This window comes from Terriglobales bacterium, from assembly GCA_035624455.1.
Taxonomy (GTDB): Bacteria; Acidobacteriota; Terriglobia; order Terriglobales; family Acidobacteriaceae; genus DASPRM01.
In genome coordinates, this window is record DASPRM010000022.1 from 31,520 (window position 1) to 53,397 (window position 21,878).

Here is a 21,878-nt window from a genome sequence, read left to right on the forward strand (position 1 = left end):
CATAAGGACGACTTCGGCGCCGATGATATGATTCGGTTGGATTTATCCACCCACTCCTCATGCGCGGGAAATTCATCACTTTCGAAGGGCTGGATGGCTGCGGCAAAAGCACGCAATTGCAGCGGCTGGCGGAAGTCCTGCGCCAGGAAGGGATCGAGGTAGTGGAGGCTCGCGAGCCCGGCGGGACGGAAATTGGCGATCGCATTCGGGCCATCGTGCTCGATTCGCGAACCCGGAATCTGGCTCCCAGGGCAGAGCTGGCTTTGTTGTTTGCCTCCCGCGCGCAGAACCTGCAGGACGTGATTTTGCCTGCTTTGGAGGCCGGCAAATTCGTTCTCTGCGACCGCTATACGGATTCCTCTGAGGCTTATCAGGGAGGAGGCCGTCAACTGGGAAGCGAGGCAGTGCTTACGGTGCATCAGGTAGTGTGCCAGGGAATCAACCCCGATCTGACCGTGCTGATGGATTCCGAGGTTTCGGCGAGCGTCGCGAGAGCGCGACGGCGGAACTTATCCCGCCTCGAAGCGGACGCGGCTGGGGATGAGAATCGGTTCGAGCGGGAAAACCAGGCTTTCTTTGATCGCGTTCATGAGGCTTACCTGGCCATTGCGCGGCGGGAACCGGAGCGGGTGTTCCTGGTAGATGCCAGGCGGCCAGGAGATGTAGTGCATCGCGAGATTGTGGAGCACGTGCGGTCTAGATTGTTGGCGGGAGTTACCGACAAGAGGTGAGGAGGTTCAGGCTGCATCGGTATCTTTTCCCACCCCGCCAAAAGGGGATCGGAAGGGTGGGGGACCTAGCAAGTCGAGGCGTGTGCCTCGACCTGGATGGACGAGACGTCCGTCCCGACGCGACGTTTCGGAAATTGTGGGCCACAGGGTTCTGAGTATGGGGTTCTCTGATTTTCACGGCAATGCGGAAACCGTGGCGGCGATACGCCAGATGCTGGCTCGTGATCGCTTTCCCCATGCGGTAATCCTTGCCGGCCCAAGGGGATCGGGAAAGTTCACGCTGGCGCAGATGATCGCCAAGGCAATGAACTGCCTGGAGCAGCCTGCCGGCGCGCTACCCGATTTCTGCGGGCACTGCGCGAACTGCGTTCAGATCGGGGGAGCTGACGATCTCCCCGCGCGCCTGGCAGAGGCGGTCGAAGCCCGCGAGAATCTTCGTGAAGCGGATCGCAAAGACACTCGCATCTTCGTGCAGACTCATGCTGATGTGCTCATCATCCCGCCGGACCCGCCCCAGATGATGGTCAAGGTGGATCAGATCCGGCATCTCATCAGCGCAATTTACAAGCGGCCGGCGAAGGCGAGGCAGGCGGTATATATCTTTCCGGAATCTGCTTTTATGAAGGAGGCCGCCAACTCGTTACTAAAGGTGCTGGAAGAGCCTCCGGCATTCGCCACTCTGCTCATTGCGAGCACAAATCCGGGAGAGCTGCTTCCGACGATTCGGTCACGATGCGTGACCCTGAGGCTTGCACCCCTGCCTACCTCTGAGTTGGAGCAATATCTTGCGCAAGGGCGTCCAGACTGGAACAGCAAAACGCGGGCACTGGTAGCACGGCTGTGCGGCGGGGCGGTGGGCAAAGCGATCTGTTTTGATCTGGAGACGTATACCGCGGCGCGCAAAGATGCGCTGGTGCTCCTGAATTCGGCCGTTCACGCCGAGGATCACTCGCAGCTTTTTCGCACCACGGAAGACTACCGCGCGGGAGGAGAGGGGCGGGAAAAAACAGAGCAGTTGCTGCAAGCCGTGTACGGGGTGCTGGAGGATATCTTGTATTTGAAATCAGGAGCTTCGGCCCTGGTCCGAAATGTGGATATTGTCCCCGAACTGTCAGGTTTGGCCGGGCTGGTGGACTTTCAGTGGATCGTCAGCGCAAGCCATGGTCTGGACGAGGTCCATAGCGGGATGCGCCGTAATGTGTTGCGGTCGCTTTCCCTGGACGCATTCTCGACTGAACTGGAGCCGGAAACGGCCTGATCAGCCACAATTGCTGGGCAATTCCCACTGGAAAACCGGCAGGGAAGTTGGCCCATTGCCCCTGTGGAAGCAGTATGATACGGTAGCACGCAGACAAACCTGGCGCCGCAGCCCAGCAAACCATAGCAATCGTGGATTTTCCGAGTCTGTCGCCGCGGATCATTCCTCGAGGAGGCGTACCAACCAATGAAGGACGCCGTCGAATCTGCTAGCCCCGTTCGCAACGCTGAGCCGGAAAATTTCGGAAACCGCAAACTGATCCGGCCTTCACTCGCTCGCACCGAAAATCACAATCGCGCCGAGAACCACAACCGCCTTGAGGGTCCGCCCCGCGTGGAATCAGGAGGCGAGCGCCGGATGCGCCCTCCCACAGGTCCCAGGAAGGCTGCTCCGCCGGAGCAGACGCACGCGGAAAATTTCTATTATCAGAAACAAATGCAATCGAAGACCCCCATGGTCATGGTTCTGCGGGACGGAGAAGAGATCCACGGCATGATCGAGTGGTATGACAAGACTTGCATTAAAGTAACGCGAGACGGAGCACCGAACCTCCTTATTTACAAACCCAGCATCAAATACATGTACAAGGAATCCGAGGGCCCCATTTCCAAGAAGTGATGTGACTCCCATGCGGATCCGGATGTTTACTCGCCTGCTGCGAAGGGTTGAAAATTCTGGCCGAACTTTCCTGAACTGTCCACGAGGCAGCACTGGAGCTCCAGGAAACGCGCTGCTGCTGGTCAGCTATGTCCTGATCCTGACCGTGCCGCTGCTCGGCGAGGTGCCCATGGAGGCGCCTGTGGAGTCGCCGGTGGAAACGACAGTTCCTGCAGGCACGGTCTTGCCCGTGATGCTGAGGACCTCCATCAATTCCCGCAAGACCCAGCCTGGACAGAAGATCGTGGCCCGGGTCATGGAAGATGTTCGACTACCCGACGGACACAAGCTGCCTTCAGGCTCGAAACTCAGCGGACATGTGGTGTCGCTGGCGCCTCGTATGGGAGAGATACCCAGCAGCATCACCATTGAATTCGACCGGCTACACTTAAAGCATCATCAAGAAATTACGGTGGTGACGAGCCTGCGGGCGATTGCCTCGTTCATGGAAGTCAGTGACGCTTACGTTCCCATGTTCGGTCCCGAGCGCCTCAGTATCGCGGCTACATGGCAGCCGCGAAAGATTGGCAGCGATAAGAGCTCGCTGCTCAAATGCGGCGTTTCTGCTGATAAGCGCGCACCGGATTTTTGGGTTTTTTACAACACGGCTTGCGGCACCTTCGGTCTGGGAAAAGGCGTGGAGATCATGCGCAACGGACAGGAGCGTCCGAAGGGGCGCATCTCGCTCACGTCAGAGAAAAAAGATCTGAACCTTTCCGGCGGCGCCGGCCTGCTGCTACGGGTGGAAGAGCCTAATTCCCTGGGAGAGTAAGGTTCGCCATCTGCAGAATACTTACCTAAACCTTTGGCAGCACAATTCCTCTTTGTGCCTGATATTTCCCGTGGCGATCTTTGTAGCTGGTTTCGCAAGGCTCATCCGACTGGAAGAACAGGATCTGGCAGAGACCTTCGTTGGCATAAATCTTTGCCGGCAGGGGAGTAGTGTTGGAGATTTCCAGCGTTACGAATCCTTCCCACTCGGGTTCAAAGGGGGTCACGTTGACGATGATGCCGCAACGCGCATAGGTTGATTTACCGACGCACAGAGTCAGGACATCGCGCGGGATCTTGAAGTATTCGACGGACCTGGCCAGGGCAAAGGAATTGGGCGGCACGATGGCGCAATCCGAGCGCACGGTGACGAAGGACCGCTCGTCGAAGTTCTTGGGGTCGACGATCGTGCTATTGACGTTGGTAAAGATTTTGAATTCGTCGGCTACCCGCAAATCGTAACCGTAGGACGACAAGCCATATGAAACGACCGTCTCCCGTACCTGCTTCTCGGAAAATGGGTTGATCATGTCGTGTTCCAGAGCCATTTTCCGAATCCAGCGGTCACTCTTAAGCGCCATACATCTCCTTTGCCCCGGAGGACACGATTTGAACACCCTTTCCACCCAAAAGCGTGCTGTGCGTGGGCGAGGGCGTTCCCTCCCAGGCGCATGACCCTTTGTCTTCAGGACCCACCGATGGCTGGAGGCTTGGCAGGCTTGCTGCGGTAGTCTCATCTTACGAACGAACGCCGCCGTTGACAATGCTCGTTCAGACCTTTAGGATCAGCACTTTACAGCGCCGGATATAAGGGGCATTATCCGGGTGGCGCCTTCCCGGTGAAGCCGCGCTATCCCCGCTGCAAAACGGCCAATTTGCGAACATTGGGAGCTGCACGTGATTAAGCTCGACATTATCAATGAGGTCGTCAACAAGACCGGTATTACCAAGACGAAAGCTGAGCTGGCCGTGGAAACCGTCTTTGAAACCATGAAGAAGGCGCTGGCCCACGGTGATCGCATTGAATTACGGGGATTTGGAGTATTTAACGTGCGGCCCCGCAAGACTGGAATAGGCCGCAACCCACGCACGGGTGCGGAGGTCAGCATTCCTCCAGGCAAGGCCGTCCGCTTTAAGCCTGGGAAAGAACTGCAGTCCATCGATTGAACTTCGGCAAGTGGCTGGCTCGGATTCGGCAGAATAGCTCTCTCTCGGATTCACCGGCAGATGCGTTAGGGAAATAGCACGCCTGCTGGAAGGTGGCCGGCATCTACTTGATAGCTCGAGTCAGCCATTTCGATGTCTGAATCCAATCTGCCGGTCCCCCGCTATTATCCCGAAGCCCAGTCGGTTGAGTCTTTCTGGGCGCCGCCGCGTCCCCGGCGACGCTATTGGCTACATATCCTCCTGCTGCTTCTAACCATCTGCACAACGCTGGTGGTAGGGACTCGCCTGGAAGCCAATTTTCTCCACAACCAACCGCTGTTTACCTTGCAGGAAGATGCGCTGCCGCTGTTCCCCATCGAGTGGATCGTGCAGCAGCCCTCGCGATTGCTATTGGGTGTCCCCTTTGCTTTTTCGCTGATGCTGATCCTGCTCGCCCACGAGATGGGGCATTACCTGATGTGCCTGCGGTACGGCGTTCAGGCTACTTTGCCGTTCTTTATTCCCGCGCCTACCCTGATCGGCACGCTGGGCGCCTTTATTCGTATCCGCTCGCCGATCCGCTCGCGCGAGGCGCTCTTTGATATCGGCATTGCGGGTCCAATCGCAGGATTTTTGGTGGCGATCATCGTGCTGCTGCTGGCGCTGATGGATTCACGGCCGCTCCCTGCAATTGCGCACCAGGGCGACATTGTGTTGAGCTATCCCTGGATTTTCCGGGTGGTTTACCGGATTGCTTTTCCGGTAAGTGCTGCTCAGTATCCGCTGGAGGCGCTGGAGATGCATCCCATGGCCATCGCGGCCTGGGTGGGAATGTTTGCCACTGCGCTCAACCTGCTTCCCGGGGGACAACTGGATGGCGGACACATCGTGTATGCCCTTTCGCCACGCGCGCACAAATTCGTCTCGGTTCTGACCATTGGAATCCTGCTTCCTCTAGGATATTGGCTGTGGCCAGGATGGCTGATCTGGGCGGCCTTGCTGGCGCTGACTGGAGTGCGCCATCCCTTGGTCCCGATGTGGCCCGGCCTCTCGCGTGGACGCCAGGTTTTGGCCCTGCTTGGGCTGCTGCTGCTGGTACTGACTTTCTTGCCGGCTCCGATTCAGGGATTTGACGTGTCGCACTGGTGATATCGGGCGGAGTGGTCAGAAGTCAGCACTCAGCAGCTCGCCATCAGAATTCGGTGGCGGCAGTTTTGTCGAGGCTGCGCCTCGACCTGAACGGACGGGGACGTCCGTTCCCACGTGTTAGCTGCTGGCGTGACCATGTTACTGGTGTATGTTCGTGGAGGCCCAGACTCGACGAGGGTCACAGCAGATTCTGCGCGTCCACATCGACCACAATGCTTGTTCTCGGAAGCTTGCGCTCGGTGGCTTCGTGAAGCATGGCCCGGATGGTGCTGTTCAACGCTTCCCGGCTGGCTGATTTCAGGAGGAAATGATAGCGATAATCGCGCTTGAGCCGCACGATTGGCGCGGCAGCGGGCCCGAGAACTTTGATTTTCGCAGGCGACTCACGTTCGAACCACTTGCCGAGAATTCCCGCTATTCGTAGCGCCTCCTCCAATTTGTCGCTGCGGATCACCACATTCGCCAGCGCGCTGTGGGGCGGGTATTTCATCCAGTTGCGAAAGCGGATTTCTTTTTCAAAGAAGCCGGCGTAATCGTGCTGGGCAGCGAATTGGATCGCGTAATGTTCGGGGAAGAAAGTCTGCAGGATCACCTGGCCGGGAGTATTGCCGCGCCCGGCGCGCCCGGCTACCTGGGTCAGCAGTTGGAAGGTGCGCTCGGCGGCGCGAAAATCAGGGAAGCGCAGCGCCAGGTCCGCGCCAACCACTCCGACCAGCGTGACGCCATGAATGTCGTGACCCTTGGCGATCATCTGCGTGCCAACCAGCAGGTCGAGTTCACCGGCGTGCAGGGCGTTGAGGACGCGCTCAAAGTCGCGTCGTCCACGCACGGTGTCGCGATCGAGGCGCGCAATTCGTGCCTGGGGAAACAGGCCGTGCAGGTGCTCTTCTAACTTTTCCGATCCCGCGCCAAGAAAATAGACGTATTCGCTGCCGCACTTCGCGCACTTCTCCGGCACGCGTTGGACAGAACCGCAATAGTGGCAGAGCAGGCGCCGCGCGCCCTTGTGGTGCGTCATGCTGATAGCGCAGTTCTGGCACTGGATGGTGTCGCCGCAGGAGCGGCAGAGAACCGTGGGCGAGTAGCCACGGCGATTCAGCAGGACCATTACCTGCTCCTGGCGCTCCAGGCGTTCCTTGATTGCTTCCGCCAGACGGCGTGACATTAGAGGTTCGTTGCCAGAGGCACGGAATTCTTCCTTCATATCCACGAGTTCGACTTCCGGCAACGGCCTCTGCTCGACGCGATCGGGAAGCGAGATCAGCTTGTATTTGCGTCCGGCATTGAAGTACGACTCGAGAGACGGCGTGGCCGAGCCCAAAACGACCGCGGCCCCGGCCATCTTGGCACGCATGACGGCGACATCGCGGGCGTGATAGCGGGGGGTCTCCTCCTGCTTGTATGAAAGGTCGTGCTCTTCATCGACAACGATGAGCGCCAAATCCGCAACAGGAGCAAAGACGGCCGAGCGCGTGCCCACGACTACTTTCGCTTCGCCTCGGTGGATGCGGTGCCACTGTTCCGCGCGTTCGTCGGCGGAGAGAGCCGAGTGAAGGATGGCGACGTCATCGCCGAAGGTCTCGTGCAGTTGCGCGGCGGCGGCAGGGGTGAGTCCGATTTCCGGCACCAGCATGATTGCCGAGCGGCCAGATTCCAGCACGCTACGCATCGCCGCAAGATAGACGGCGGTTTTGCCCGATCCGGTAACGCCGTGCAGCAGCGACACGGAGAAGGTGCGATTTTCAGTCGCGGCGAGAATTTGGCGCAGGGCTTCGTTCTGGGCGGAATTGAAAGCGAAGTCGAGCGGCCGGGGGCGATGCTCGAGGCCACTGATCTCGAAGCCTGCCGCTTGCTCAGCCACTGTGATGAGGCCGCGCTTTTTCAACGATTCGATGCTGCTGCGGGATGCGCCCAGGTCGCGCAGGTGGATGAGAGGCAGCTTGCCGCCTGCGCTGCGTAGAGAGTCAATGATGGCCATTTGGCTCGCGTTGAGTTTGCGAAGAGCGCGGGGGCGGCGTCCGTCTGGAGTGCAGCGTGGCTCGAAGCTTTCCGGGCCGGCTTCGGCTTCGTTCAGCACAACGATGGATACGGTGCGGCGAGCGTCGCGCGCCGCCGTGACGTCCTGGCGCGCAATCCATTTCTTTGCGACCAGACTATCGAGAAGCCTTCGGCTTGCGCCGGTAGCTGAGCGCAGGGTTTGCTCGCGAGCGGGCTCGCCATCGGTGAGATAGTCGAGCACCGAGTACTCGACGGCCTGCTCTTCGGGAGTCTTGCGTGAGCGCAAGGACGAGCCTCGGGTGGCAGATTCATGCAGGGCAGTGTAGCCCGCTTCCGTGATGCGATAGCTCTTTGCCCGCCGCACCTCCGCACCCAGCGGGAGCATGGTGCGAAAAACTTCGCCAATGGGAGCGATGTAGTAGTGCGCGATCCACTGGGCAAGTTCCAGGAGGCCCGCATCGAGAACCGGCTCGGCATCGAGGACCTGCAGGATGTTTTTGGCCGTGATGCTGGAATCGGGCTCGCGATCGTGCAGCTCGGTGACGATTCCGGGCAGCTTCTGCTCGCGAAAGGGAACGAGCACCCGCCCGCCCACTACCGTGGTAACGCCATTGAGCCGGTAGGTGAAGGTCGCCTCCAGAGGAACAGGGACGGCGACCTCACAGAACTTGGGCGTCATAAAGGCAGGGTGCTCCGAGTACGAGTTGTGATCAGGCTATTTTAGATTGAAAACGGCAAGTTCTAAGAGGCCGGCGCTCGCTTGGTGATCGGCAGGCCAAGTTCTTCCATCACGTGCTGAAGGTCTTTCCAGGCCTCAGCCTTCTGGCGCGGATCGCGCAGCAAGAACGCAGGGTGATAGGTCACGCGCAGCTTGCTGCCGCGGAAGTCGTACCAGCGGCGGCGCAGGTTCGACATGGTGTCGTCGAGGCTGAGCAGGTTTTTGGCGGCTACTGAACCCAACGCAACGATCACCTTGGGTTTGATCACGTCGATCTGGCGCAGCAGAAACGGCGAGCAGGTTTCACATTCGTCGCGCTCGGGCGTGCGATTGCCGGGGGGACGGCACTTCACCACGTTGGCGATATAAACCTGCTCGCGCCGCAGCCCCATGGCTTCGATCATTTTGTTGAGCAACTGGCCGGCGCGCCCGACGAAGGGTTCGCCTTGCTCGTCTTCATCGGCGCCCGGGCCCTCGCCAACAAACATCAGTTCCGCTTGCGGATTTCCTACGCCAAAGACAATCTGCTTTCGACCCAGCTTGTGCAGCTTGCAGCGCGTGCAGTCGCCGAGATCTTCGCGAATGAGGTGGAGAGCCTGGCGTGGATCGAGGGCGACTGTTGTTTGCGTTTGGAGGGAGGTGAGTAGAGCTTCTGATGTGGCTGAGAAAGGCGCATCAGCGTCGACGCTTCCTGCTGCCGAGCCGGCGCGACGGTAAAAATCGTAGATGCCGAGTTCGCGGTAGTACCGAACGCGGTCGGCCAGCGAAGGGAGTAATTCAGGGGCGATTTTCTGGGGCATGCTTTGGATTTGATGATAATGCATTTAGTCGGGCGGGCTCGACGAGGCAGGGCGGCCCACCCTTCCGCCCGCTTTTGGCGGAAGGTGGGAACGTCGAGTCGAACCAGCCCAAAAGCAGGTTCCTCGACTGCGTTCCCTCATCCGCGCAGCGGATTAGGGAACTTCGCTCGGAATGACAATTTGCATGAATAAGGATGACAATTTGCGCGTATAAGGCAAGTGTTCGCCTATTTCGTCTTCACTGCTGCGCCGCGCTGCAGTCGGATCTTGTGGATCTCGTCCAGAATGCGGTTGGCGATTTCGAACTTGCTTGCGACCGGAACGTCCACAACTTCATTCGGAGTAATGATGGTGACTGCGTTGCGGTCGACATCGAAGCCCTTGTCCACTTGCGAGACGTCGTTAGCCACGATCGCGTCAAGGGATTTCGAGATCAGCTTCTTGCGGGCGTTCTCCAGTACGTTTTCCGTCTCTGCGGCAAAACCGACGACGATTTGCGGTCCAGATTGTCGCCCTAGTTCGGCGGCGATGTCCTCGGTGGGCTCCAGTTCCAGCGCAAAAGCAGCATGGCGCTTCATCTTCTGCGGCAGCTCATTTTTGGGCTTGTAATCTGCAACCGCCGCGGCTTTGATGATCACCGTTGCTTCCGAGCGATGCGCCATCACCGTGTGCAGCATCTCGGTCGCGGTTTCCACGCGAAAGAACTCCACCCCCGTGGGAGGCTCAAGAGAAGTTGGGCCGCTGACCAGAATGACGCGCGCTCCACGCCGCTGGGCGGCTTCGGCCAGGGCATAACCCATCTTACCGCTGGAGCGGTTGCTGATGTAGCGCACAGGATCGATCTTTTCGCGCGTGGGGCCGGCGGTGATCAGCACAGTTTCGCCGGCAAGATCGTGGCCCGCACCCAGCAACTGCATGAGTGTATTGACGATGGTCTCATTGGCTGCCAGTCTTCCGGCGCCCACCATGCCGCAAGCCAGATAGCCGCTGTCGGGTTCCACAATGTGAACGCCGCGCTGTCGCAGAATTTCGATGTTGGCCTTGGTTGCCGCGTTCTCCCACATGTTCACGTTCATCGCGGGCGCAACGATCACAGGCGCCCTGGTGGCGAGAAAGAGAGTGGAGAGGAAATCGTTGGCCAGGCCGTGCGCGAACTTGGCGATCACGTCGGCAGTTGCGGGCGCGACGAGCAGCGCGTCGATGGATTCGGCTACGGCGATGTGCTCAATCGCCGATTCCACATTCGGTGGTTCGGCCTCGGCACCGAACATGTCGGTAATAACCTTTTCGCCACTGAGGGCAGCAAAAGTGAGCGGCCGAACGAATTCCTGGGCGGCCGCGGTCATGATCACCTGCACTCGGAGATTGCGGTCCTGCAGCAGGCGCACGATCTCTGCCGCCTTATAAGCAGCGATTCCACCGGTCACACCCAAAGCTATCTTCATGGAATTAGGGCGCGCTTCGCGCAACGCTCATTCTATTAGACGGCGAAAAGCAGCTCCCGGACTCGTGCTGCCGGCCATAGATTCACCTTCGTTGCGGACGGCCAGAGGACGACTCCCGGCCTTGAAACCGACGCACGCGGAATCGAGTGTTAGTTTCCGACCACTTTGTCCAGCATCTCGCTGGCAGCTTCCACCGCCGTCTTTTCCGGCTGGTTGATCATCCACTTTACTTTGCCAGCTTTGATTTCTTCCTGCGCAATCTTGCAAGGCTTGCGAGCGGTGGTATCGATTTGTGGACGCGCTCCGGATTGCAGTTGTCGCGCACGACGGGCCGCGACGATGATGTATCGGTAATTACTATCAAATCCTTCAATTAACTTCATTGTTCATCCCCATGTGATCAACTGCTGGGCACGGTAGAGAACCCAAACGACGCCAAAATCTGCTGAGCCCTGGGTCCCTGGTTATGCAGGCGACAGTCTTCCGCCTTGCGGATAATTGACAAATCGGTGGAACTGCGAGAAGAGGAGCGGTGTATCCGTTCCGCCAGTACGATCGCCCTAAGTTGCCCCTGTGACTCCTCGAGGCGATCATTTACCAGTATATAGTCATACTTGCGATAATTCGCGATCTCTTTGGCGGCCGCCTGTAAGCGGCGGTCAATCACCTCGTCGGATATGCGGTCGGCGGCGCTGCGATCGCGCAGGCGCTGCTCCAGAACCTCGCGCGAAGGCGGCAGAATGAAAATGCTGACTGCATCAGGGAGTTTCTCCTTCACCTGGCGCGCTCCCTGTACATCGATGTCCAGCAGAAGGTCTTTGCCTTTGGATTTGGCGTCGTCGAGAAAGCGGCGGGCAGTACCATAATAATCGCCAAAAACACAGGCATATTCCAGGAACTGGTTCTGTTCGATCATGCGCTCGAACTCTTGCGTGGATACGAAGAAATATTCGCGGCCATTTTTTTCCTGGCCGCGTGGCTTGCGGGTGGTGTAGGAGATGGAGAACTCCAGATCCGGCACCTGGCGCAGCAATTCGTTGCTAAGGGTCGTTTTGCCCGAGCCCGAAGGCGCGGAGATAATGTAAACGATGCCGCTCATTCGATGTTCTGCACCTGCTCGCGCAGTTTTTCGATCTCGGCTTTCATTGCCAGGCCGTACTCGGTGATCTTCAGGGCTTCGCCGGAAACACCGGAGGTTTTGGACAGCAGGGTATTGGCTTCGCGTCCCATTTCCTGCAGCAGGAAGTCCATTTTCTTACCGACTTCTTTTTCCGTGGACAGCAATCCCAGGAAGTGATCGATGTGAGTCTGCATGCGCACGCATTCTTCCTGGATGTCACTGCGTTCGGCAAGCACCGCCGCTTCCTGCAAAATTCGATCCGCATTGGCCTGGGTTGCCATCAGCTCCTGCAGGCGACTCTGCAGTTTTTCCATGTATGCACGAAGCACGACTGTCCTTACCTTGTCGATTTCCCGTGTAGCATGGCGCAGGCGCTCGATTCGCTCACGCAATTCGCGCTCAATGGCCTTACCCTCATCGGCCCGCATGTGATCCAGCTTGGAGACCGCTTCTTCCAATTTCAGAAGCACGGCGGCTTCAGCGTCCCCGTTCATTTGCGCCACTGGCCCTTCCAGCATACCGGGAACCTTGAAAATCGCATTGAGATCCGGCTCGGCGGGCAGCGAAAATTCCTTTGCGGCAGCGCGAAATATGTGCACGTAATTGCTCACCAGGCTTTTGTTCAGCGCCAAACCCTGTGCTCCGCTGCGTTCGAGCGATAAAACAAGCTCCACATGTCCGCGCGCCAGCTTTTCCTTTAAGGTGCGGCGGAGTTTCATCTCCAGGGCATCGGTGTCGGCCGGCATGCGCATGTGCAGGTCGAGGAAGCGATGATTCACCGATTTCAGCGACAAGGTGAAGCTGAGCTGGTCATCGACCTGCCCCTTTACCTGCGCGAATCCCGTCATCGAACGGATCGACATGCCTGGTGCTTGCCCGTCTTTAGTTTTTTCGCCTTCGGTTCGGCCCGGCGATCTGATACAGCTATTCGTTCACGATTCCCGCAGTGGTCGGCGGCTCCAGATCTACGAATTGGAGATCATACAGCCGGCGATAGGTCCCCAAGCGGCTCATGAGGTCTTCATGCGTACCGATGTCGGTAATCATTCCATTCTCGAGCACGACGATGCGATCGGCGCGCCGCACGGTGGAGAGCCGGTGAGCGATCACAAACACGGTACGCCCAGCCATCAGGTTCTGCAGTGCCGATTGAACCAAGGCTTCTGATTCGCTGTCGAGTGCCGAAGTAGCTTCGTCCAGGATCAGGATGGGAGCATTCTTCAGCAGGGCGCGAGCGATAGCCAGGCGTTGCCGCTCTCCGCCGGAGAGCCGGACTCCCTTCTCTCCAATAACGGTCTTGTAATCCTCCGGCAGTTCCTGAATGAAGCCTTCGGCCAGAGCCGCCTGAGCCGCCTCCATGACGCGGTCGAGGGAGACGTTGGGCTGGCCGTAGGCGATGTTGTTCCGCACGCTGTCATTGAACAGGATGGTTTCCTGAGTGACGACGCCGATCTGCGAGCGCAAGGAGCCCAAGGTGACGTCGCGAACATCGATGCCATCAATCGTGATTCTCCCGTCGCATACGTCAAAAAACCGGGGAATCAACTGGGCCAGGGTGCTCTTGCCGGAGCCACTGGAACCTACGATGGCCAGCACCTCACCTTTGCCGACCGTGAGGTCGATGCCCTGGAGTACCGGCCGGGCGCTGTCTTCGTCGTTGTACTGGAAGCTGACGTTTTCCAGGCGGATGCAGTCGCGGAAGGGGGGCAGTATCCTGGCATCGGGCTTCTCGCGCACATCATCCTGGGAATCCATGAAATCGAAGATCGAGGAAGATGCGCCTAAGGCCTGCTGGAAATTGTTATTGAAGATCGCAAACCGCCGTACCGGATCGTAGAGCTTGAACACGGCCACCAGGAATGCCAGGAAGGTTCCGGCGGTGAACACGTGAGCTTTGATGTAGTCGCGGCCGAGCAGAAGCAACAGGGCGATGGCGATGGCGCCGAAGGTATCCATCAGGGGAGAGCTGATGGACGCGGCCCGCACGGACCGCATATTGGCGCGGAACAGACGTCTGGCAGCACTGCGGAATTTCAGCGACTCCCATTTTTCCATGCCGAAGGCTTTTACCACGCGGTTGCCAGTGATGGTTTCGTGCAGGATGTTCTGGATTTCCGCCAGGTTGTCCTGTCCACGGCGGGTCGTTCGGCGAACGCCGCGTCCAATGCGGCGCGCAGAATAGAAGATCGCCGGCAGGAAGGCCACCAGCATCCAGGCCAGCTTGCCGCCCAAGAGAACGACCACCATCGCCGTGAATATCAGCGTGAAGAATTGCTGCAGAAACTCGGCGAGCACGGTGGACATCGCAAACTGGACTTTTTCGATGTCGTTGACCAGCGTGGACAGCAGCGTGCCCGTGGTGTGTCGCTGAAAGAACCCTACCGAGCGACGCAGGATGCGATTGTAGAGCGCATCACGCAGATCGGTGATCATGCCGTAGCCGGCGTAGTTCACCAGGTACGTGCCCAGATAATCGAAGACGCCTTTCAGCACAGTGGCGGCCACCATGGCAAACGCCACCACGGTCCAGGCGTTGGTGAAGTGCCTGGGAACGAGTTCCTGTAAGTAGAGAAGCCGGTCAGTGCCGGGAAACCGGAAGAGGGCGATGTTCTTGGACTGTGATGCGGGATTCAGTACACGGTCAAAGATGGGGCCGACGAGGAGAACCCGAAAGGCGTCCAGCAATCCGACCAGCGACATAAGGATGATAGACAGAGCGAGTTGAAGGCCGTAGGGTGCGACGTACCGCAGGAGTCGGAAAAGCTGGCGCATTAGCAGGTGCCCTGCCTGACGACAACGCTGCCACAAATGGAAATTCCAATCCCAGTTGTGCTTCTCAGAGCGTGTGCCGACGGATTATCCGAGATGGAGTGGCAGGGATACAGATTAATGATTCTACTTGAGTTTGTGTACTTCCGCACGTAACGGCGGAGAGTGCACCCTGCACTGAAGGCCCAATTTGGTTTCCATCAGCCCTATCGCGGACTGTCCCGATGTACATTCTTTACCTGATAACCGGCCTTCTTAAGCCGTTTGGCTACGTCTTCCGCAATCATCACCGAGCGATGCTGGCCGCCGGTGCAGCCGAAGGCGATAGTGAGATAGCTTTTGCCTTCCTTCACATAGTGCGGCAACAGGTAAATCAGCAAATCGGAGATGCGATTGATGAATTCCTGAGTTTGCGGGAACGAGCGGATATATTTGGCGACTCGCGGATGCCGTCCTGTGTATGGCCGGAATTCGGGAATGAAGTGGGGATTGGGCAGGAAGCGAACATCGAACACCAGATCAGCGTCCTCTGGCACGCCTTCGCGAAAACCAAAGCTTACGCAGGAAACCAGGATTCCGTTGTCGGGAGACTCTGTCTTAAAACGCCGATTGATGTGGGCGCGCAGTTCGTGAACGTTGAACTTCGAAGTGTCGAGGATGTCGTCGGCTAGCTTGGCGATCGGGCCGAGGCGCTTGCGTTCGGCCAGGATGGAAGTCCGAACCGGAGAAGACGTGCCTAAAGGATGAGGACGGCGAGTTTCACTGAAACGGCGCAACAGCGCTTCATCTGTGGCTTCAAGGTAAAGAATGCGTGTGGGGAGGAGTTTTCGGACTGCTTTGAGGATGGCAGGCAGTCTCTCCAGGCGCGCACCTTCGCGGACGTCCACCACCAGCGCGGCACGGTCGATCTCCGGCGATTGCTGCACCAGTTCGGCAAAGCTGGGGATCAACTCCACGGGCATGTTGTCCACGCAGTAGTAGCCCAGATCTTCAAAGACCTTGAGGACCGAACCTTTGCCGGACCCGCTCAGTCCGGTGATGATCACCAGCTCAGTGCCAAGACCAGGCGCACGAACTCGGGGTTTGCGCCCGTCGAGGGAAGTGGCTGGTGAGGCGCCTGGTTTGTGCTTTGAATTTTTCTGGGATGCCATCCTTAGCCATCGTAAATCACGGGCGGCCACGGATTACACGGTTTTTCGCGGATTAGAAATAAGACAAGAAAAGAAGGAAGGTGACGACCGATCGGCATCGCCTACGGTCTATCCGGCACAGGTTTACACTTCTCGCGAAACCCCGATCGATCTCAATGGGCCCCGAGAAAAGACCAATAGACCGAAAAAGATCCGTGAAAATCCGTGCAATGCGTGGCCCGTTTTCTACGGTGCTTCGATCAGCTCCATCTTGCCGTCTTTTTTGCGATGAAGGACTTTGATTTTTCCTTTTTCGTCACGAAAGACGAACACATCCCGATCGCGGAATTCCGCTTCCTTGACGGCTTCTTCCAGCGTCATCGGTTTCATGGCCACTGATTCGTCAGACCGAACCACATGCGTTTCGGTGATCCGGGCTACTGTGGGGAAACTGTGCACCACAACCGGAACCGCCGCCGCTGCATTGGGGCCCACTCGAACGCGGACGTCCACGTCCTCTTTACGGGACTCGGTATGCCAATGCTTACGAGGCTGGCGTTTGAGATTTCTCCAGCGCGCCCGGTTTTTCACCACCTGGCGCTCAATGTGTTCCAGGGCCTCGCCAACGGCCAGGGACATGTCATTGGCCTCGGCCAGGCCAACTACAGGATTGGGGATTCGTGTGATGACCGCGATTTCTGCTTTACAACGGCGCTTTTCCATCGCCAGGATGACTTTGCTTTCGAAATTGTCGCCCAGGATGCGGACGAGTTTCTTCAGCCCGTGTTCGATTTGTTTGCGGATATCAGGTGTGACTTCGTATTGCCTGCCGGTGTATTCCACGTTCATCGAACGCCCCCTATGAAACCGGAACCGCTCCCGCCACTTTTGCGTGTGCGGAACTGTTTCCGGTGGGTCTACTGCAATCTCCTTGCCCCAACTTTTGGGCTATTAGAGACGTCGACCCGGTGAGCCTGTGCTCCATTCCGGGCGGCTTAGCCTGTTGCACGTACACGGACAACAGGAAAACTCGCAAACCCCATTAATTTTTCACTCGGCGCTGGTGGGTCGAGGGGATCTTCATATCCTCCCGGTACTTCGCGACCGTGCGACGAGTGACCTGGATACCCTGCGACTGGAGGATGCGGGTGATCTGCTCGTCGGTTAACGGCCTGGCGGGGTCTTCTTCCTCAATCAGCTTTTTTACACGGCGTTTCAGAATCAGCAGGGAGGTATTGCCGCCTTCCGGTCCTTGCACGCTTTCACTGAAGAAGTAGCGCAATTCAAAGACGCCCTGCGCGGTGTGGGCATACTTGTTGGCTACGGCCCGGCTGACGGTGGAGGGATGCACTCCGATCTCCTCCGCCACCTCTTTAATCATCATCGGCTTCAGGTAATCGATGCCCTGATCGAGAAATTCCCTCTGCCTTCCCACAACGGCGTGGCACACTTTTAGGATCGTCTGCTTGCGCTGCTCGATATTCTTGATCAACTGAATGGCGGATTTGTAGCGCTCCTTGACATAGGAGCGCACATCTTTTTCCGCCGCATCACGGTTGAGAAGCCGCTTATAGCTGGTGTTGAGCCGAAGTTGGGGCACGTCGTCGTCGTTCAGTACCACCTGGTATTCGTCGCCTTGCTTGATGAAGGCAACATCGGGCTCGATCAGACGCGGCTCCACGATGTTGTAGCGAAGTCCGGGCTTGGGATCGAGAGTACGAATGTAGTCCAGCGCCGCTTGTACGCTTTCCGGAGTGCCGCCGATGGCTTTGGCAATTTCCTTGAGCTGCTTATTCTGCACTAGCCGCAGATGATTACTGACAATCTCTACGGCATCTTTCAACACCTGACTCGTGCCATTGCCGCCATTCAGATCGTGTTCTACCTTGACTCGCTGGTGGTAGTGCAGCTGTGCCAGCAGACATTCACGCAGGTCTCGGCTGGCAACCCCCACAGGATCCATCTGCCGAATCAAATCTGTAGCAGCACGAAGATCCTCGAGCGTGAACACTGGCTCGATCCCAGCCGGGGGCACAAACTCCTGTTTAGACTGCACCTCCGGTTCGGGTGCAACCGCCACTGCTGCAATCATGTCAGCGACGGAATCGGCGGCATAGCTGGGAGATTCTTCAGGCAGAGTCTCCTCAGCCAATCCTACTGCCGCGGCATGCGGCTGGGGCTCAAACAGCGGCTTCTCGGCCGAGAGCGCAGCCGCGGATGAGTATGTTTCCGACCGGTCGGCGCTGATTTCGTCGTCAGCGAAAAGAGCCGGCGATGGAACTGGTGGAGCATCCTCGTCTAGTGGCGAAGAAGCTTCTTTTTTCGCCGAGGCTTCTGAATCCGAGACTGCCAGCAATTCACTCGGATAGGCCTGCGCCATCAGCTCGTCTTCGGTCGCGATCAGATAACCGTCCTCATTGAGATTTCCGATTACCAGCTCAGCGGCTGCCCGAATCTTGTCGTTGACGTGACTGGCTCCCAACTGCCACATGAGGTGGTCGGTCAGAGTGCTGGGCTTTGATAGAAAATTCTCGAAGGAAGGCTTTTCGACCGACTCTACATCGGAACTGGTGCGATATCCGGGATCAAGATAGTCCTGAAAGAAGGAGCCGAAGTCGATTTCTTCGAAGGGATCTTTTGGAGTGACGGCTACTACCGGATCGGCTTCCTCCGCAGTCCGCTGACTGCGTTCGCGGTCTTCAGCCCGGCCAGCGACATCGTCCAGCAGTGGAACTGTGCCATCAAGTTCTTCCAGGACGGGGTTTTCCACCATCTCGGCGTTGATCATGTCCTTCAGCTCAATCTTATTCAGCGCCAGCACGCTGACCATCTGCACCAGGCCGGGTGTGAGGATCTGCTTCTGGCTGACCCGCAGGCTGAGTTTGTGCTGAAGAAGTACCATGAGAAGTGGCCCGTCCTGCCTTTAGACGAGGGAGAAACTCTCCCCCAGGTACACGCGCTTGACCTCTGGATCGCCGCCTAGCTGCTCCGGTGTCCCTGCGCGGAAGATTTTGCCATCATTAATGATATACGCCCGATCGGTAACGGAAAGTGTTTCGCGCACATTGTGGTCGGTAATGAGGACCCCAATGCCGCTGTTTTTCAGGTCGAAGATGATTTTTTGAAGGTCCAGCACGGCGATGGGGTCGATGCCAGAGAAAGGCTCGTCCAACAAGATAAAGGATGGGGAAATGCACAACGCTCTGCCGATCTCGACCCGGCGCCGCTCTCCTCCGGAGAGCGCATAGCCACGATTCTTGCGGATATGGCTGAGGCCTAGCTCGTCGATCAGCTTTTCCATTTTCTCCCGCCGTTCATGCCAGGAGAGGGGTTGTGCTTCCAGCACCGCCAGGATGTTCTCTTCCACGGTGAGCTTGCGGAAAACCGAGGGCTCCTGCGGAAGATAACTGATACCAAAATTTCGCGCCCGCAGGTACATGGGCACGTCGGTGATGTCCTTGCCGTCGATGAGAATTCTTCCCAGATCGGGAGGAGTCAGGCCGACGATCATGTAGAAGGTTGTGGTCTTGCCGGCTCCATTGGGTCCTAACAGGCCGACCACCTCACCCTGATTTACATGGAGACTGACCCCGTTTACTACCCGCCGACTGCGGTAAGACTTGCCAACTTCGTCGGTCGCCAGGGTCTGCATCTACTTGGAAACTCTCGCTTTGGTAACACTTGGGCCGTTCTGGCCGCCTTCAACTTGGACCTTATCATCGTGACTGTAGAAAGTCAACGAATCGCCGGTAACATTGCCGTGTTCGGCATCAAAAATGCTAGGCGGTCCGCCGGTCAGCCGGAACTTGCTCTCCGAGGGCAGGTATTCCAGCTTCTGACCTATGGCTCTTCGATTCGCCTGTTGAATGACTACATGACCCACAGCGACCACGCGGTCCAGTTGGTTGCCGGAGGCAGCTCCACCTCCACCCTTCTGCTCCACTTGGGAAGAAGTATGGGGCTGGAGGAAGGCGTCCAGGGTGTCGGCGGCAACCGTGCCATCAGTGCTTCGCAGTAAAACCCGGCCTTCGAAGTGTGCCTTGCGGTCGGCATCGATGTAACTCAGCCGCGTGGCCGTAACCTTGACCGGGGTCTGCTTGCCATTGTTGCCTTGCTGGACAAAAACGGTGGAGACAACCTGTCCGCCTGAGGCTGAGGCGACCACCGATCGTTGATCGCGATCGAAATCGATGATGGGAGCCTCGACGGCGTTGGAGGTCTGCCACAGTCGGGCATTACCGGTGTAGTGGGCGGTTCCGGAAGCGCGGCGGGCGATCATGGCGGCCGAGGTTACGTGGATCGGGTCGGCGGTCGCCAGCAGGGCCCCGTTCGGCTGCTGCTTCAGCTCGGAGTACGTGGTTTTGACATTGCCTTCGGCCAATGCGTCACCTGACCGGCGGTTGATGCGCAAGCGGTCGGCCGTCGTGGTCACACCTTGATCGGTGAAGCGCGGATTGCCAGTAAGCACGAGTATTCCGTCGTTGGGGTTGTAAGTTGCTTTCGCCGCCCAAGCCTCGCGGCCGGTTGGAGTGCTGCTGCCGGGAGCAGCGGGCTCGCGATAATGAAAATCGCCTTCCTGCACAAGCGAGCCGATTCCACCTGAGGGATTCATGGTTGCAGTCAGAACTGTGCTGGTGCTGGTGCGGTCGGGTTGGCCGGAAGCTGTAGAAACCAGCTTGGCATTGGGTGAGCCGACCACCGTCTTGAGCCGATTCTGTTCGTCGAAGCGGAAGAAAAACCGGGTGGCAGTGATCACAGTGGGACCGGGAGGGGTACTGGATTGAGTTGAGCCGGTGGCGCCAGTCGGCGGGGTGATTTTGATTGCGGCAGCGCCGCCCGTCTCGGCACGCTCCGGATTGCTGCGATTTGCCGCGTGGAAATCGAGGACGTCGGAGGTCAACTCGATTGCCTGTCCATCCTTGGTCTGTGGTGGCTGGACCAGGTGGACATTCTGACTGGCGTGAATTGTTTCAGTGCGAGCATTGGATCCGAAGTCCACCAGGACGCTGCCCGCGTTGCCCTGCATGGGGCGCTCACCTTCTACGTTCACGGCAACGCCACCGGTCAGCAGCGCCGACCGCAGATCGTTGTTGGTGTCAACCTGAATCTCGGCTTGCGGCGCCTGCGCCTGGATATTGCTCTTGCCGGTGACTTGCGCGGTGACCTGATCGGACGCCAGCACGTGATCGATGGTGTTATCGGGACGCAGATAAACAACGAGTTTGCCGGCGTTCACCGTGCTGCCTCTGCGGGTGAGCTTTGCGTCGTCGAGGATCACACGCGGCGGATTCTTGCTGATCTCGCCTCTTCTGGCCACCAGCCTGGCATTGCGCTCGCTGGTTTCAAGCTGGATGTTGGAATCAAGAAGCAGCGTGTTTGCCTTGGGATCGTACCTGGCGCCCTTGGCGGAGCCGCTGACCTGCGGGATGCGAAACTCGATCTGCTCTTTCGTCTGGGCGATGCCGGTATCTTTATTAAAGACCAGGCCGCTGGTCTTCAGGTGGATGGGATTCTTCAGCTCGCGCGGGGGAACCTGGTCAGAGCGGACCTCGCCGGAGGCGTTACCCTCGAGATCGATATGCACTTCGCCCTGCGCGGTGACATTGCCCGACTGCGGGTCGTAGGCGAAGTCGGAGCCGTAGATCTGGTCGTAGCGGTTGGCCTCGCGGCCGTAGACAACGATGCTGACGTCCTTCAGCTCCGCCTTGCCTCCCTGCTTGTACTGAACTGCGTTCGAGGCGTGAAGAGTGAACAGAGTGTGTCCGGCTTGCGACTTCGAAAGAGTGAATCCCTGAGTACTTTGCTGAATTTCAATGCCCAGCTTCTGCGGGGCGCTGTGCATCAGGAGGCGCAGCCGGTGTCGGCCGTAGGTATAGAAGCCGGCCACCAGGATCAGCAGGAAGATGGCTGCAGAGGCAAACCAAATCCTGAGCCGCGAAACGCTAAAGGGCATTTAAGGTCTATCTTATATCTTTGGGACGGCGACTCGCCTTTTGTACGAACACGAAGCGGAGGTTCAAGCCGCTGCAAGAATTAGAAGACCGTTGCCCAGCCAAGGGCTTGCTGGCGTAATCCATGGGAGGATTTGAGCGTCTATTGTGTATAGTCTGAGGTGAGTGAGGTGGGCTCGCGGCGCGGCTGCGAATCCTGATCCTAAGACCTGGAACGGAGCGGTGGCACGGGGGT

General features: G+C 58.1%; 19 protein-coding genes. 6 read left to right on the plus strand and 13 right to left on the minus strand.

All coding sequences use genetic code 11. From position 1 onward, the window contains the following. Positions 1-59: 59 nt before the first annotated feature. From tmk to VEG30_02265, 4 genes are all read left to right on the plus strand, one after another. Positions 60-731 carry a dTMP kinase gene (gene tmk / locus VEG30_02250; GenBank protein HXZ78720.1) on the plus strand — a complete coding sequence of 224 codons (672 nt, stop codon included), beginning with the start codon at positions 60-62 and terminating at the stop codon, positions 729-731. A 157-nt stretch (positions 732-888) separates the two neighbouring features. Next, positions 889-1,989: a DNA polymerase III subunit delta' gene (locus VEG30_02255; protein HXZ78721.1), complete on the plus strand. Its 1,101-nt coding sequence runs from the start codon at positions 889-891 to the stop codon at positions 1,987-1,989. Between the two features lie 186 nt (positions 1,990-2,175). Continuing rightward, positions 2,176-2,607, plus strand: coding sequence for an RNA chaperone Hfq (locus tag VEG30_02260; protein ID HXZ78722.1), 432 nt, complete (start codon positions 2,176-2,178; stop codon positions 2,605-2,607). 10 nt (positions 2,608-2,617) lie between these two features. Beyond that, the gene (locus tag VEG30_02265) at positions 2,618-3,418 is read left to right on the plus strand and encodes a hypothetical protein (protein HXZ78723.1); all 801 of its coding nucleotides are present in this window, start codon (positions 2,618-2,620) and stop codon (positions 3,416-3,418) included. Between the two features lie 25 nt (positions 3,419-3,443). Here the strand turns inward: VEG30_02265 and dcd are convergent, their stop codons facing one another. Continuing rightward, positions 3,444-3,998, minus strand: coding sequence for a dCTP deaminase (gene dcd / locus VEG30_02270; GenBank protein ID HXZ78724.1), 555 nt, complete (start codon positions 3,996-3,998; stop codon positions 3,444-3,446). A gap of 316 nt (positions 3,999-4,314) precedes the next feature. Between dcd and VEG30_02275 the strand changes: the two genes are divergently transcribed. After that, positions 4,315-4,584, plus strand: coding sequence for an HU family DNA-binding protein (locus tag VEG30_02275; protein ID HXZ78725.1), 270 nt, complete (start codon positions 4,315-4,317; stop codon positions 4,582-4,584). A gap of 132 nt (positions 4,585-4,716) precedes the next feature. Beyond that, positions 4,717-5,712 (plus strand): site-2 protease family protein, encoded by a 996-nt coding sequence (locus VEG30_02280; GenBank protein ID HXZ78726.1) that lies wholly within the window; start codon positions 4,717-4,719, stop codon positions 5,710-5,712. Positions 5,713-5,890: 178 nt separating this feature from the next. On the opposite strand, the gene priA is transcribed toward VEG30_02280, so the two are convergent. From priA to VEG30_02340, 12 genes are all read right to left on the minus strand, one after another. After that, the gene (priA, locus tag VEG30_02285) at positions 5,891-8,389 is read right to left on the minus strand and encodes a primosomal protein N' (protein HXZ78727.1); all 2,499 of its coding nucleotides are present in this window, start codon (positions 8,387-8,389) and stop codon (positions 5,891-5,893) included. 62 nt (positions 8,390-8,451) lie between these two features. Beyond that, complete coding sequence (locus VEG30_02290; protein HXZ78728.1) at positions 8,452-9,228, minus strand: uracil-DNA glycosylase; 777 nt, start codon at positions 9,226-9,228, stop codon at positions 8,452-8,454. Positions 9,229-9,455: 227 nt separating this feature from the next. Continuing rightward, a complete protein-coding gene (gene coaBC / locus VEG30_02295) occupies positions 9,456-10,673 on the minus strand; it encodes a bifunctional phosphopantothenoylcysteine decarboxylase/phosphopantothenate--cysteine ligase CoaBC (protein HXZ78729.1) in 1,218 nt (405 codons plus the stop codon). A 149-nt stretch (positions 10,674-10,822) separates the two neighbouring features. Then, a complete protein-coding gene (gene rpoZ / locus VEG30_02300) occupies positions 10,823-11,056 on the minus strand; it encodes a DNA-directed RNA polymerase subunit omega (GenBank protein HXZ78730.1) in 234 nt (77 codons plus the stop codon). Between the two features lie 17 nt (positions 11,057-11,073). Beyond that, positions 11,074-11,772 (minus strand): guanylate kinase, encoded by a 699-nt coding sequence (gene gmk / locus VEG30_02305; GenBank protein HXZ78731.1) that lies wholly within the window; start codon positions 11,770-11,772, stop codon positions 11,074-11,076. Continuing rightward, positions 11,769-12,656: a YicC/YloC family endoribonuclease gene (locus VEG30_02310; protein ID HXZ78732.1), complete on the minus strand. Its 888-nt coding sequence runs from the start codon at positions 12,654-12,656 to the stop codon at positions 11,769-11,771. Before VEG30_02310 ends, gmk begins: the two co-directional genes overlap by 4 nt. 61 nt (positions 12,657-12,717) lie before the next feature. After that, a complete protein-coding gene (locus VEG30_02315; protein ID HXZ78733.1) occupies positions 12,718-14,565 on the minus strand; it encodes an ABC transporter ATP-binding protein in 1,848 nt (615 codons plus the stop codon). Positions 14,566-14,768: 203 nt separating this feature from the next. Beyond that, positions 14,769-15,713, minus strand: coding sequence for an RNase adapter RapZ (gene rapZ, locus VEG30_02320; GenBank protein ID HXZ78734.1), 945 nt, complete (start codon positions 15,711-15,713; stop codon positions 14,769-14,771). A 225-nt stretch (positions 15,714-15,938) separates the two neighbouring features. Further along, positions 15,939-16,541, minus strand: coding sequence for a ribosome-associated translation inhibitor RaiA (gene raiA, locus VEG30_02325; protein HXZ78735.1), 603 nt, complete (start codon positions 16,539-16,541; stop codon positions 15,939-15,941). Between the two features lie 193 nt (positions 16,542-16,734). Beyond that, positions 16,735-18,594 (minus strand): RNA polymerase factor sigma-54, encoded by a 1,860-nt coding sequence (gene rpoN / locus VEG30_02330; protein HXZ78736.1) that lies wholly within the window; start codon positions 18,592-18,594, stop codon positions 16,735-16,737. A gap of 21 nt (positions 18,595-18,615) precedes the next feature. Then, a complete protein-coding gene (lptB, locus tag VEG30_02335; GenBank protein ID HXZ78737.1) occupies positions 18,616-19,344 on the minus strand; it encodes an LPS export ABC transporter ATP-binding protein in 729 nt (242 codons plus the stop codon). Then, a complete protein-coding gene (locus VEG30_02340) occupies positions 19,345-21,645 on the minus strand; it encodes an LptA/OstA family protein (GenBank protein ID HXZ78738.1) in 2,301 nt (766 codons plus the stop codon). Positions 21,646-21,878: the final 233 nt, after the last annotated feature.